At 72.8% G+C, this 12,922-nt stretch carries 15 protein-coding genes; 5 read left to right on the forward strand and 10 right to left on the reverse strand.

What is annotated here, in order from left to right:
* Positions 1-22: 22 nt before the first annotated feature.
* The 3 genes from SAM23877_RS31300 to SAM23877_RS31310 form a co-directional block, all read right to left on the reverse strand.
* Positions 23-673 carry a zf-HC2 domain-containing protein gene (locus tag SAM23877_RS31300; RefSeq protein WP_053140384.1) on the reverse strand — a complete coding sequence of 217 codons (651 nt, stop codon included), beginning with the start codon at positions 671-673 and terminating at the stop codon, positions 23-25.
* 171 nt (positions 674-844) lie between these two features.
* Positions 845-1,357, reverse strand: coding sequence for a hypothetical protein (locus SAM23877_RS31305; protein WP_053140387.1), 513 nt, complete (start codon positions 1,355-1,357; stop codon positions 845-847).
* A 141-nt stretch (positions 1,358-1,498) separates the two neighbouring features.
* Positions 1,499-2,053 (reverse strand): sigma-70 family RNA polymerase sigma factor, encoded by a 555-nt coding sequence (locus SAM23877_RS31310; protein ID WP_053143054.1) that lies wholly within the window; start codon positions 2,051-2,053, stop codon positions 1,499-1,501.
* 232 nt (positions 2,054-2,285) lie between these two features.
* Between SAM23877_RS31310 and SAM23877_RS31315 the strand changes: the two genes are divergently transcribed.
* Entirely contained in the window at positions 2,286-3,440 is a 1,155-nt protein-coding gene (locus SAM23877_RS31315) for a CapA family protein (protein ID WP_053140390.1), read from the forward strand.
* Position 3,441: 1 nt separating this feature from the next.
* On the opposite strand, the gene SAM23877_RS31320 is transcribed toward SAM23877_RS31315, so the two are convergent.
* Positions 3,442-3,915 carry a MarR family winged helix-turn-helix transcriptional regulator gene (locus SAM23877_RS31320; RefSeq protein ID WP_053140394.1) on the reverse strand — a complete coding sequence of 158 codons (474 nt, stop codon included), beginning with the start codon at positions 3,913-3,915 and terminating at the stop codon, positions 3,442-3,444.
* Positions 3,916-3,972: 57 nt separating this feature from the next.
* Here SAM23877_RS31320 and SAM23877_RS31325 point away from each other — a divergent pair, with 57 nt between their 5' ends.
* A complete protein-coding gene (locus SAM23877_RS31325) occupies positions 3,973-4,803 on the forward strand; it encodes an alpha/beta fold hydrolase (protein WP_053140398.1) in 831 nt (276 codons plus the stop codon).
* On the opposite strand, the gene SAM23877_RS31330 is transcribed toward SAM23877_RS31325, so the two are convergent.
* Positions 4,800-6,212 carry an amino acid permease gene (locus SAM23877_RS31330; RefSeq protein ID WP_053140401.1) on the reverse strand — a complete coding sequence of 471 codons (1,413 nt, stop codon included), beginning with the start codon at positions 6,210-6,212 and terminating at the stop codon, positions 4,800-4,802. The genes SAM23877_RS31325 and SAM23877_RS31330 overlap by 4 nt on opposite strands.
* A gap of 103 nt (positions 6,213-6,315) precedes the next feature.
* A complete protein-coding gene (locus SAM23877_RS31335) occupies positions 6,316-6,777 on the reverse strand; it encodes a universal stress protein (protein WP_053140405.1) in 462 nt (153 codons plus the stop codon).
* Positions 6,778-6,887: 110 nt separating this feature from the next.
* Between SAM23877_RS31335 and SAM23877_RS31340 the strand changes: the two genes are divergently transcribed.
* On the forward strand, positions 6,888-7,724 hold the full coding sequence (locus tag SAM23877_RS31340) for a polysaccharide deacetylase family protein (RefSeq protein ID WP_053140408.1): 837 nt from the start codon (positions 6,888-6,890) through the stop codon (positions 7,722-7,724).
* 31 nt (positions 7,725-7,755) lie between these two features.
* Here the strand turns inward: SAM23877_RS31340 and SAM23877_RS31345 are convergent, their stop codons facing one another.
* Positions 7,756-8,421 (reverse strand): class F sortase, encoded by a 666-nt coding sequence (locus SAM23877_RS31345; RefSeq protein WP_053140411.1) that lies wholly within the window; start codon positions 8,419-8,421, stop codon positions 7,756-7,758.
* Positions 8,422-8,750: 329 nt separating this feature from the next.
* Here SAM23877_RS31345 and SAM23877_RS31350 point away from each other — a divergent pair, with 329 nt between their 5' ends.
* Complete coding sequence (locus SAM23877_RS31350) at positions 8,751-9,245, forward strand: hypothetical protein (protein WP_053140415.1); 495 nt, start codon at positions 8,751-8,753, stop codon at positions 9,243-9,245.
* 171 nt (positions 9,246-9,416) lie between these two features.
* Here SAM23877_RS31350 and SAM23877_RS31355 read toward each other — a convergent pair whose 3' ends face one another.
* From SAM23877_RS31355 to SAM23877_RS41865, 3 genes are all read right to left on the reverse strand, one after another.
* Positions 9,417-9,941 carry a hypothetical protein gene (locus SAM23877_RS31355; RefSeq protein ID WP_053140418.1) on the reverse strand — a complete coding sequence of 175 codons (525 nt, stop codon included), beginning with the start codon at positions 9,939-9,941 and terminating at the stop codon, positions 9,417-9,419.
* 238 nt (positions 9,942-10,179) lie between these two features.
* Positions 10,180-10,944 carry a bestrophin-like domain gene (locus SAM23877_RS31360; RefSeq protein WP_079030548.1) on the reverse strand — a complete coding sequence of 255 codons (765 nt, stop codon included), beginning with the start codon at positions 10,942-10,944 and terminating at the stop codon, positions 10,180-10,182.
* A 15-nt stretch (positions 10,945-10,959) separates the two neighbouring features.
* Positions 10,960-11,091, reverse strand: a complete 132-nt coding sequence (locus SAM23877_RS41865; RefSeq protein WP_019330432.1) for a hypothetical protein — start codon at positions 11,089-11,091, stop codon at positions 10,960-10,962.
* Between the two features lie 728 nt (positions 11,092-11,819).
* Between SAM23877_RS41865 and SAM23877_RS31365 the strand changes: the two genes are divergently transcribed.
* Positions 11,820-12,767, forward strand: coding sequence for an SCO0930 family lipoprotein (locus SAM23877_RS31365; RefSeq protein ID WP_053140423.1), 948 nt, complete (start codon positions 11,820-11,822; stop codon positions 12,765-12,767).
* Positions 12,768-12,922: the final 155 nt, after the last annotated feature.

The following is a 12,922-nucleotide window of genomic DNA, read 5'->3' on the forward strand; positions in this document are numbered from 1 at the left end:
GCCTCGGCCGGAGCGCCCCCGCTCAGCCGGACGAGAGTGTCACCAGGCGTTCCCCGTCCGTGGTCCGCACCTCGTAGCGGGCGATCTGGTCGGGCCGCAGCGCGGCTCCGCCGTGCATGGTGTCCGGCCGGGCGCCGTGCCCGGTGGCGTTCCAGCTGGTGACCGTCTGCTCCGTGCCGTCACGGCCGACGGCGATCAGACGGCAGGAGCGCGGGCCGGACCCGTCCTTGACCTCGAGCCGCACACCGGTGCCCCAGGTCTCGTCCTCGGTGGTGATCCGCGCCCACACCCCGGACCGCTCGTCGGTCGCGGTGAGCCGTACCGCCGCGTCGGCCTGGCTCGCGTAGAGCGCGACCCCGGGACCGGCCACGGCGCACACGACCGCGGCGGCCACGGCGTACAGCACCCGCCTGCGCACGGCCCGGCGGCGTGCGGCCACCTCGGACAGCAGGCGGTCCAGCAGCCGCGGTCCGGGCCTGGTCAGAGGGGTGACGAACCGTGGCGTCGCCTCCCGGTACAGCATCAACTGGCGGGTGGCGGGGCCGAACTCGGTCACCTGCGCCGCGCACCGGGGGCACTCCATGAGGTGGTCCTCGAAGCGGAACGCTTCCGCCTCGTCCAGCACGCCGAGCGCGTAGGCGCCGACGTCGCGATGCCTCTCCAGGGACCTCATGCCGAATCCTCGTACCGTTGGGTGCGGGTGGGGTTACTCCTTGCTCCCACCCGTACGCACCGCACAGCCGAATCATTCAAGGCACGGACAGAATCGCAACCAAGGGGTTCGGAGCGGAACGGCCCGCGGATTGGTCCCCGCCCGGAAGAAGTCGACGGGAGGACCGGACGCCTAGAAGAGGTGGATGGCGAGGTGCCCGAGCGGCAGCCCCAGCTGCCAGGCCGGCGTCCACACCTTCGGCCCCTCGTCCTCCCCGGTCACCGCCCCGCCCGGTACGGCGTTCAGGTCGGGGGCGAGCAGTTCGGTGTCCCGGAGCCAGCGCCACGCCGCCCGGGCGAGTTCCAGGTCCGGCGAGTGCCGGCCGGCGGCGACCGCGTCGGCCGTGACCTCCGCCAGGCGCTCCCGCACCCACGTGTGCCACGGCTGGTCGTAGGCGGTCAGCGAGAGCCAGGTCTCCAGCCGGGTGATGACCCGGATGCCGCTGAGCTCGTCCTCGGTGTCGGACAGGAAGACGGTCAGCGCCAGCGCGTCCCGCCCGGCGCGGAACTCGAAGGACGTGGGCGGCATCAGGTCGCCGGTCCGCAGCAGCTCGTCGGCGATGTACTCGGCGTACAACCACGCCATGGGGACGGCCAGTTCGCCCCCGCCGGTGCCGTCCGTGCTCTCTTGGCCTCTGTGCAGCATCCCTTCCTGCCTTCCTCCGGTGCGTGCGCGTCGCCCGACCCGGGTCATGGGCCCCCGTCCGGAACACGGATGAGGACAGCCGATTACTCAACCGGGGTCCACGGCAAGGCGCTTTACGGAGGCTTGACCAAAAGGTCGGTTTCACCGCAGGTCGGCGGCGTAACCCGGTAGCACCCTGCGCAGGGCGCGCAGCGCGTAGTACGCGCGGGACTTCACGGTACCGGGCGGGATGCCGAGGGCTGCCGCCGCTTCCGCCACACTCGCCCCCTGGAAGTACACCAGCACCAGGACTTCACGGTGCTCCGGAGTGAGTGTCTTCACAGCCTCGCGCACGTCCAGGGCCGCGGCGGCCCGTTCGGCGTGATCGGCGCAGACCCGTACGTTCTCCAGGTCGGCGTCGCCGACCTCCGCGGGCCGTGCCTGCCGGGCCCGGCGGGCGTCGATGGCCAGGCGCCGGGCCACGGTCAGCAGCCACGGCCGGACGGAGTCGAAGTCGTCGGCGCGCAGGGCCTCGGGGTGCTGCCAGGCGCGGACCAGCGTCTCCTGCACCAGGTCCTCCGCGCGCTGTCGGTCGCCGTCGCTGAGCCGCAGCAGCAGCGCGAACAGTGGCCGGCCGTGCTCGCGCTGCAGTGCGGCGAGCTCGTGCTCGGCGGTCGTCCCGTGCGTCCTGTCCATCAGGGTGATTCCGGCCGTCATGGCCGTATGGCATCGCAGGGCGCCGTCCGGGGACAGGGCGCGCGCACGGGTGTGCGACGGACGGTCGATCGCGTCGACGAACGGTTCGACGAACGGTCGCCCCACCCCGTTCGCGCACGCCGGACGGGCTAATGGGCGTGTCGGAGCCGCCCGGGGCGATGTGTACCTCATTTCCTGTTCATAGGTAAATGTGACTAATCATCGGTGTGTGCGACCCCAGCGGAGCGAACGGATGATCACACGCAGTCGGCAGGTGGCCCTGGCCCTGACCGCCCTTCTCACCGTGGGCGCGGCCTGCCAGGCCCGCGACCACGAGCCACCGCGACGGCCGGCCCCGGCCCCGTCCGCGGCGGACCCCGGTGTCTTCACCCTGGTCGCCTCCGGCGACGTACTGCCGCACGACTCGATCATCGAGCGGGCCCGCTTCGACGCCGGCGGCACCGGCTACGACTTCCGCCCCATGCTCGCCGGTGCCCGCCCCGTCGTCTCGCGCGCCGGCCTCGCCCTGTGCCACATGGAGACCGTGTACGGCGCGCACGGCGACTACAGCGGCTACCCCCTCTTCAAGTCGCCGCCCGAGGTGGCCGAGGCCCTGGCCGCCACCGGCTACGACGGCTGCTCCACCGCCTCCAACCACAGCGTCGACGACGGCGCCGACGGCATCCGCCGCACCCTGGACGCCCTGGACCGCGCCGGTGTACGGCACGCCGGGACCGCGCGCACCGAGGCCGAGGCGCGCACCGCGACGGTGCTGCGCGCGGGCCGGGCCGAGGTGGCCCACCTCGCCTACACCCTCCACACCAACGGCCACCCCGTGCCCGACGGGCAGCCCTGGGCGGTCGGCATGATCGACGAGGAGCGGATCGTCGCGGACGCCCGGGCCGCCCGTCGGGCGGGCGCGGACATCGTGGCGGTGTCCCTGCACTGGGGCACCGAATGGCAGGACGAGCCCGACCAGGACCAGCTGACCCTGGCCGAGACCCTGACCGCCGCGCGGACCGGCGACCGCCCCGACATCGACCTGATCCTCGGCACCCACGCCCATGTCCCGCAGGCGTACGAGAAGGTCAACGGCACCTGGGTGATCTACGGGATGGGCGACCAGATCGCGGGCGAGATGATCAACGGCGACGGGGAGCGCGACCCGCGGGGCAACCAGTCGACCATCGGCCGCTTCACCTTCGCCCCGCCCGCCCGCTCCGGCGAACGCTGGCGGGTGACCAAGGCCGAGTTCGTCCCGCAGCTCTTCGACGTCGACGCCGGGCGGGTGGTGAACCTCAACCGCGCGCTGGAGAAGGGCGCCGAGGTGCGGGCGGTGCGCGACCGCATCCGCGACGTCGTGCTCAGCCGGGGCGCGGCCGAGGACGGGCTGGTGATGGGGGAGTAGGTCAGCCCTCGTCCACGTGGTCCAGGGCCGTCAGCATCGCCCCGAGCACCCGCAGGCACGTGGCGACGTCGGCGTCCGTGAGATCGCCGCCGACCTCGCGCAGTATCCGGTGCTCCCGGTCCAGGACGGCCGTGACGGTCTCCCGGCCCCGGTCGGTGAGGCGGATCAACGAGGACCGCCGGTGCGAGGGGTTGGGGACGCTCTCCACCAGGTCCTGCGCCGCGGCCTCGTTGACCATCCGCTGCACGAACTGACGGCTGATCGCCTGGGCCCGGGCCATCCGCGGCACGGTCATCGGTCCGCCCCGGTGCAGCAGGGCCAGCACGGCGCGGACGCCGACGGACAGGCCGTCGGCCGTCAGGCCCTGCTCGACGCTGCGCTGCGCGCGCCGGTAGAGGGGGCCGACCAGGTCGTACACCTCGGTGAGACGCCGGGCGAGGAGGTCCGGAGGGAGGGGTGCGTCGATGTCCTTCACCCCACCATCTTGACACCCTGGTTGCCAATTAACTGCCATCATGACACCTTGGTTGTCATGACTGCTGGATCGGACCTGCGCTTCTTCGCCTCCACCGACGGCGACCTGGCCTACCGCGACACCGGAGCCGGCGACCTCGTCGTCCTGCTCCACTCCGGATTCGTCGACCACCGTGTCTTCGACGCCCAGATCCCGGCCCTGGCGGCCGGCCACCGGGTCGTCGCACCCGACGTCCGCGGCCACGGCTCCTCGGCCAACGCGACCCGGCCGTTCCGCTGGGCCGACGACCTCGCCGCCCTGCTGCGCCACCTCGACGCGGGGCCCGCGGTGCTGGTCGGCGTGTCCATGGGCGGCGCCATCGCCACCGACACCGTGCTGGAGCACCCGGAGCTGGTCCGCGCGGTGGTGGCGTGCGGGGCGGCCACCAGCGAGTTCGCGTACACCGACCCGTGGGTGCGGCGGGTACAGGCCGAACAGGCCCGCGCACTGGGCGCGGGCGACGTCGAGGGCTGGCTCACGGAGTTCCTGCGCTTCGTCCCCGGGGAGCACCGCGACCTCGGCGACGTCGACCCGGCCGTCCTGCGCCGGCTGCGCGAGATGGCCCTCGGCACCCTCGCCAAGCACGCTCCGGACGAGGAGAACCACCACGTGCCCCTCACCGGCACCTGGGCCCGCGTCCCGAAGATCGACGTCCCGGTCCTCACCGTCAACGGCGCCCTGGACGCGCCCGACCTGATCGCCGAGGCGCAGCGGCTGGCCCGCACGGTCCCGGACGGCCGCTCCGTCACCGTCGAGGGCGCCGCGCACTACCCGAACATGGAGCGGCCGGGCGCCTTCAACGAGATCCTCGTCGACTTCCTGCGCGGCCTGCCGCCGGTCGGTGTCTAGCGGCGCGCCAGCTCCGACTTGCGGTACGAGTACCCGAAGTAGATCACCAGCCCGACCAGCAGCCACACCGCGAACCGCGCCCACGTCTGCCACTGCAGGAAGGTGATCAGCCAGATCGAGAAGACGATCCCCAGGGCCGGCACCACCGGCATCCACGGCGTCCGGAAGGTGCGCGGCAGGTCCGGCTGCCGGTAGCGCAGCACGATCACCGCCGCGCACACCACCACGAACGCCAGCAGGATGCCGATGTTGGTCAGCTCGGCCGCCTCGCCGATCGGCAGGAACCCGGCGATCGCGGCCGACGCCACCCCGACGATCCAGGTGACCCGGGTCGGCACGTGCCGCGTCGGGTGGGTCTTCGCGAACCACTTGGGCAGCAGCCCGTCCCGGGACATGGAGAACCACACACGCGTGACGCCGAGCATGAAGGTGAACATCACCGTGAGGATGCCGATGATGGCGCCCACCGCGATGACGTCGGCCAGACCGCTCAGCCCCACCGACTTGAACGCCGTCGAGAAGCCGCTCTCCGGGTCGATCTCCTTGTAGTCCTGCATGCCGGTCAGCACCAGACAGGCCGCCACGTACAGCACCATCGAGATGACCAGCGAGTAGATGATCGCCTTCGGCATGTGCCGCTGGGCGTCCTTGGACTCCTCGGCCGCCGTCGACATGGCGTCGTAGCCGAAGACCGCGAAGAAGACCGTCGCCGCGCCGGTGAAGGCTCCTCCGACCCCGAAGGGGAAGAACGGGTCGTAGTGCGAGGTGTTGATGTGGAAGACGCCGACCGCGATCACCAGCAGCACCACCAGCACCTTCAGCACGACCACGACCATCTCGAAGCGGGCCGCGTTCTTGATGCCGAGCGTCAGCAGGTAGGCGATCAACAGGCACAGCACCGCCGCGAAGAGGTCGACCTTGTGCCCGCCGCCGGTGCCGGGAGCACCCAGCATCCAGTCCGGCAGGTCGGCTCCCATCTCGCCGACCAGGAAGCTGAAGTAACCGGAGATGCCGATCGCGACCACCGCCACGATGGCCGTGTACTCCAGCAGCAGGTCCCAGCCGATGAACCAGCCCACCAGCTCACCGAGGACCGCGTAGCCGTAGGTGTAGGCGGAGCCCGCCTTCGGGATCAGCCCGGCGAACTCGGCGTACGACAGCGCCGCCGCCGCGCTCGCGACCCCCGCGATGAGGAAGGAGATGAGGACCGCCGGCCCCGCCGTGCCGTTGGCGACCGTGCCGGCCAGGGTGAAGATGCCCGCACCGATGATGCCGCCCACACCGATCGCGGTCAGCTGCCACAGCCCCAGCGTCCGCTGCAGGCCGCCGCCCTCCCCGCCCTCCGTGTCCTCGATGTGCTCGATGGGTTTGCGGCGGAGAACGCCCTCGCCCATACGGAACCCGGCCATGCGCCTCACCTCTTTGTGAACGGCAAACGGCTGACGGTGGATCATGATGACGCACACCCACCCGCGACGGAAGCCGCGACGCACGCACCGCCCCGTACGGGTGCTACGGCACCACCGTCACGGGCCAGCGCCCCGCCTTCACCAGCCGCACCGCGACGGAACCGACGATCCGGTGCCCCGCCTGCTCGGAGGCTCCCACGACGACGGCGTCGGCCTTCAGGTCGTCGGCCGCCTTGACCAGACCGTTGTAGGGGTCGCCGCGGAAGGTGTGGAACTCCCAGCGGAGGTCGAATATCCCCTTGACCCGCTCGGTCGCGTCGCGGATCTGGGCCACCAGGTCCTCGGCGATCTCGTCGGTCGTCCCCGCCACCGGGGCCCCGAGCGACGCTCCCGCCACCAGCACCGGCTGCACGTACACCACGGCGAGCAGCGCGCGCTGGCGCCGTGCCAGACCGCCCGCGTAGGCGGCGGCCCGGAGCGAGGAGTCGGAGCCGTCCACCCCGGCGACGATGACCTTCGGCCCGTCCGTGCCCCGTTCGAACTGCTGGGAGTGCTGTTCCGTCACGCGGTGAGGCTATCGGAGTCACCCGCGGCCCTCGGCCGTGTGGGTGGTCTCGTGCCGCCGCCCCGGTGTTTCTCCGGTGCGCCGGACCGCGACCGGGCGAGGGATGAGTCATGAAGAAGGATCAATTGCTCACACGACGCCGCGCACTGCTCGCCGGCGCCGCGGCCGTGGGCGCGGCCGGCACCGCCGGCGCGCTCGCGGTGGGCACGGGGGACGGACCGGCCCGACCGGTCGCCCCCGCCCCGGGCCCCGCGGTCCGTCGCCCGCTCAACGCCTCCGCCCACCGCCTGCAGCCCCTGACCGGATACGGCGCGCCCCCTGCCGCGCCGCGGCGGCCCCCGGTGCGCAGCGAGCCGATCCTGCGGGTCTCGGGCCGCGGCCGCACCATGATGCTCACCTTCGACGACGGACCCGACTCCCGCTACACCCCGGACATCCTGGACACCCTGGCGAAGTACGACGTGCGCGCGACGTTCTTCGTGTGCGGGGAGATGGCGGACCACAACAAGGGCCTGCTCTCCCGGATGGCCGACGAGGGTCACGTCGTCGGCAACCACACCTGGTCCCACCCGCTGCTGACCCGCCTCACCCGGCGGCGCATCCGCTCCGAGATGGAGCGCACGAGCGAGGTCGTCGAGGAGGCCTGCGGCGAGCCGCCCCGCTGGTTCCGGGCGCCGTACGGGGCGTGGAACCGCGCCGCCTTCCAGCTCGGCGCGGAACTGGGCATGGAACCGCTCGCCTGGACCGTGGACACCCTCGACTGGACCACCCCCGGCACCGGCACCATCGTCGAACGGGTCGAGGACGGCGCCGCCCCCGGCGTCGTGGTGCTCTCGCACGACGCCGGGGGCGACCGCTCGCAGACCGTGCGGGCCCTGCGCTCCTACCTGCCCGAGCTGCTGGACTCCGGCTACCACCTCACCGTCCCCCGGCGCCGCTACGCCTGACGCCGGTCGCGCCCGCCCGGCCGGGGCCCGCTCAGCGGACCCCGGTCATGCGGGCGAAGGCGACGACGTTCCCCTCGTAGCCGTTCTGCTTCGAGAAACCGCCACCGCAGGTGATGACCCGCAGCTCCGGGGCGCCCTTGGACGCGTAGACCCGGTCGCCGGGGAAGTCGTCCTTCTCGAAGACCTCGATGCCGTAGATCTCGAAGACCGCCGTCTTCCCGTCCTGGCGGCGCACCTCCACCTTGTTGCCCTTCTTCAGCGCACCGAGCCCGTAGAAGACGGCGGGTCCCTGCTGGTTGTCGACATGGCCGACCACCACCGCGGTGCCCTTCTCGCCGGGGGAGACCGCGCCGGTGAACCAGCCGGCCAGGTTCGGGTCCTCGGCCGGCGGAGCGTCGACCCAGCCGTCCGCGTCGAGACCGACCGGCATGATCGGCGCGTCGACCTGGATGGCGGGGACGGTGACCTGGTCGGGCACCGAGTACGGCAGCGGGGCGAGGCCCGGGACGGTGCCCTCCCCCCTCGTGACGCGGCTGTCCGAGGCCGCGGCGGACGCCGGCTGCGGCGGGCCCTGGTCGAACTCTCCCGAACCGTTGCGGATGAGCGCGAGCCCGGTCAGCAGGACCAGCGCTATCACGCCCCAGGGAGCGCGTTTCCTCCGCCGCTCCTCCTCTTCGGCCCACTCGGACGCATCCATTGGCCATCCCCTCTCGACCCGGCCGTCGCCCGGTCGTCCGCGCATACGAGCACGCTAAGCGCCGCACGTCCGACCGGCGACGGGGCGGCGGCGAACGGGTGGCGCCCCGCTCTTCCGTGAGCCATCCGGGACGCTCGGGCGGGAAATTTCTGACGGTCCGTGACCTGCGGTGATATCCGGTCGCGCGGTTCCGGCGCGGCACGCCCCTCACCAGGACGGACCATTCCCGAAATGCGGCCCCGCGCACGGCAACTGAGGGTCTATCTGGGAGGCGCTTTCTCGCCGATCGACCGGGGACGGGTCCCGGGGCGTCTTCCGCGGAGGATCACATGCGCAACACTCGTGCCCTCGCGGCAGCCGGCGCCGCGGTCGCTGTCCTCGGACTGGGCGCCCCCACGGCAACCGCCGGCGGCGACCACAACCAGCCGAGCAACATCGTCGCCCTGCCCAGTGTGATCGCCCGGGGCGGCCAGATGACCGTCACGGTCGACGGCTGCCCGCAGGGCGGCACGATGACCTCGGACGCGTTCCGGACGACCCACCTGACCCCGGTCAGGGGCGCCAACGAGACGTCCAGGGGCACCGCCACGATCAGGCAGGACGCCCGGCCGGGTTCGTACGACATCACCGTCAACTGCTCGGGCCGGCGACTCACGCGGCCGGCCGCCTTCACCGTCATCGGCGGCGTCCGCGGTGGCATCGGGGGCAGCAGCTCCAGCGGGGCGACGCCGACCGACATCGCGATCGGCGGCGGGCTGGTCGTCGCGGCCGTCGCAGGCGGCGGTCTGTTCTGGATGCGCCGCAGGGCCGAGCGGCGGTTCTGACGCGGTCCCGGGCGTCACGGGCGGGCTCCGCCTTCGGGGGGCGGTCCCGTCCGGTCCCCTGCGGGCCACGCGGGTGTCGCACCGGCGGATCGCGCGTCGTACGCCGCAAGGGCTTCGCCCCGGACCCGTCGCGGGTCCGGGGCGAAGCCCGGCGCGTGCGGCGCGGAAGGGTCAGGCCCCGTCCTCGCCGGTGCGGCGCCGCGAGAGGTGGTACGCGGCCCCGGCCGAACCCGCGACGAGGGCGAGGCCGAGCCCGATCTCCCGCACGTCGAACCCGGCGACGCTGCCCCCCTCGCCGGCGTGCACGCCCTTGGGGTGACCGGACTCCCCGGAGGGGTGGTGGGAGTGGCCGCCCGCGATGGTCAGGTCCACCGCCTCGGTCCTGCCGTCGCACGCGAACGTCACCTGGTAGACCGCTCCGCGACGGGCGTCCCGGTCGACCCGTGCGGTCGCCGACGACTCGTGCCGCGGGATGGTGACCGTGTCGAACACCGGCGACTCGACCGTGACGCGTCCGTGGCACCCGCCGGCGCCCCGGCCCACCCCCAGGGTGACCTCGCCGCCCGGTGCCACGGTGGCGGGACGGACGGTGAAGCCGAACGTCGAACTGCCGCCCACGGCCGCCCCGGCCGGTACGCAGCCCGAGAGGGCGGCGGCGCCCAGCAGTGCGACCGAGGCGACGGGTATCGCGCGCATGGTGAATCCTCCGGGTCCCCGAGGAGCGGCGGCGGACCTGTTCCGCACGTGCCACGAATGCACCTCGATGTTCGGAACGCTAGGAAGGCGGACCCCCGGGCGCGATCGCTGTAGGGCGAACGGGTCAATCGTGTGGGCCGGTCAGGGGAGGGCGCCGGAGTGTCGGACGCCCCTCGGCGGCCCCCGGTGCGGGGGCCGCCGAGGGGCGCGGACGACTGCGGGCGGCGGGGAGGAGAGCTCAGTCCTTCGCCCCGGGGAAGAGGTTCACGAAGGGGTCCGTCGACGCCGCGACCCCGCGGCTGAACGGTGCGTCGAAGTCCCAGATCAGGAAGAGCAGGAACGCGATCAGCGCCGAGAACAGTCCGGCGAGGATCAGTTCGCGCGGTGTCCGCCGGATCTGGAGGGCGAAGACCATGCCGACAGTGACGACGCCCCCCGTGATGAGCCCGAACCACACCACACCCGGCATGGTCGCCCCGGTCGACTCCGCCCGGGCGATACGGGCCTGGTCCGCGGCGGTCACCTGGTCCACGAGCGGCTGGTACGCCTGCGCCTCGAAGTCCGACTGCGGTTCGTAGTCGGTGACGTCGGCGCGGACGCGGTCGAGGAGCTCGGCACCGCGTTCGGTCATCTCGCCGCGGTCGGCCATGACCTTCCACTCGGTGGTCACGACGTGTCCGACATAGGCGTTGACATCCTCCCGGATGCGGTCACGGATGTCGGGGGGATAGACCCGGACGCGTTCCGAGATCTCGTGCAGCGCCACCGCCTCCGTCTGCACGTGGTCCTGGGCGGCGCTGCGTGCCTCCCAGACACCCGCGATGGCCAGACCCAGGACGATGGCGTACACCACACCGATCCACATCGTCATGTACTCGATGACGTCCGGGGTCTCGGTGATGTCCTCGTCGTCGGACGCCCTGCGGTGCCGTACGACGGTGATGATGACCACCACGACACAGGCGGCCAGCATCGCGAGGGTGAGAACAAGCCATTCCGGCAAGAGGGGCTCCAGGGATCAGCGCGCACGGAGCGCGGCGACGGCGACCACCGCGGGCACCGTGATGAGCAGGACGAAGACGAGCGGTGACGTGGCCCCGCGGGAGGACCGCTGCTGGGGCCGGGCCGCGCGGTAGCGCGGGTAGTGCACCGGGCTCAGCGACGGCCGGGGCGCGGGCGTCGCCGACGGGGCCGGCGCGGGAGCCGCAGGACGGGCCGGCGCCGGGGTGGGGCTCGGTGTCGGAGTCGGTGTGGGCGCGGGCGGCGCCTCGGGCTTCGGGGCCGGCGGCTTCCTTGGAGGAGGCTCAGGGGCGGGGGGCGGCGGGGGAGGGGGCTTCGGCGGAGGAGGTGTGGGCGTCGGAGTGGGGGTGGGCGTCGGCGTGGGCGTCGGCGTCGGCGTCGGCTCGGGGCACGGGAAGACAGGCCAGGTGTCACTCCCGGCGACCGCCACCGCGTGCGTGCCACCCGGTCCGGTGGACGCATACGCGCAGGCGTCCGCCTGCGCCGGGCCGATCGGTGCGCCGACGAGTGTGAACGTCAGCGTCACCAGGGCCAACACCCGTCCGGAAACGACGGGTCGGGACGGTTCGGGTCCATGCACGACGCAGATCATGGAGCCTCGCGGGCCGGACCACGGCGGATCACCGGACGATTGGCCCGAAGGAGGGACACGGAGCCGTCGGCGGTTTGACCGGCGCACTCCCGCCCCCGGCCGGATTCGTATCCGTGTACGGACGGCGGCCGGGGGTGCGGGGAGCGTCCACGGCCGAGAAGAAAAAGACGCCGCCGTTGAACACAACCGGCTCCCCCGTGCGTACCCAGTGTCGTGCGGCGGCGCGGCTGCCGTCCCAACACCTTCGTGACGATCGGGGATTGACGATGAAGACCTCCTGGCGGAGCGCCTCACTCGTGGTGAGCGCCGCGGCGGTGCTGGCGCTGACGACGGCGTGCGGCCAGGACGGCGGCACCACCACCGGCAGCCAGAACGTGGGCGCCACCGCGGCGCCCGGCGACGTCGGCGACATCGGGGCCGGCGCCGGCGAAGGCCTGGGCACCGGCGCGAACGGCGCGCAGGCGTCGCCGAGCGCGGCGGAGCCGGCGGGCAAGCTGTCCGTCTCCACGAACGCCGAGATCGGCGAGCTGGTGACCGACGGCGCCGGACGCACCCTCTACCGCTTCGACGCGGACACCGCCAAGCCGCCCAAGACGACCTGCGAGAACGACTGCGCCACCGCATGGCCGCCCGTGGCCGCCGACGACGCCCTCGCCGGCGAGGGGATCGACAAGGCGCTGCTCGGCGAGGTCACCCGGGCCGACGGCACCAAGCAGCTGACCATCGGCGGCTGGCCGGCGTACCGGTACGCCAAGGACACCGCCGCCGGGGACGTCAAGGGCCAGGGCGTGGGCGGCAAGTGGTACGCGCTCGCCGCCGACGGCAAGAAGGCCCAGGCGGCCGAGTCGGCCGCCCTGTCCACCCGCGACGACCCGAAGCTCGGCGAGATCGTCGTCGACAAGAACGGCATGACCGTCTACCGCTTCATGAAGGACGAGGCCTGGCCGAAGCCGGTGTCGGCGTGCACCGGCGCCTGCCTGGAGAAGTGGCCGGTGGTGGCGCCCGTGGAGCCCGAGGACACGGAGGGCGTCGTGAAGAAGGACCTGATGACCTTCACCCGGCCCGACGGTGCCGAGCAGCAGACGGTCGACTGCTGGCCGATCTACACGTTCGCCGGCGACAAGAAGGCCGGCGACACCAACGGGCAGGGCGTCGGCGGGACGTGGTACGCCGTCTCGCCCGACGGGAAGCCGGTCGGCGCGCCGAAGAAGTAGCGGCCTCCCGACCGTCCGCCGGCCCTCGGCGCGACACCAGCGGACCGTCCCCTCCGTACCCAGGCGGAGGGGACGGTCCTGTTCGTGCGCTTCGGCCCGCCTCGACGCGCCCTGGCGTGCGGCACGTGCCGCAGGCAGTGACCGGTAACGGATGG

Source organism: Streptomyces ambofaciens ATCC 23877 (genome assembly GCF_001267885.1).
Classification (GTDB): domain Bacteria; phylum Actinomycetota; class Actinomycetes; order Streptomycetales; family Streptomycetaceae; genus Streptomyces; species Streptomyces ambofaciens.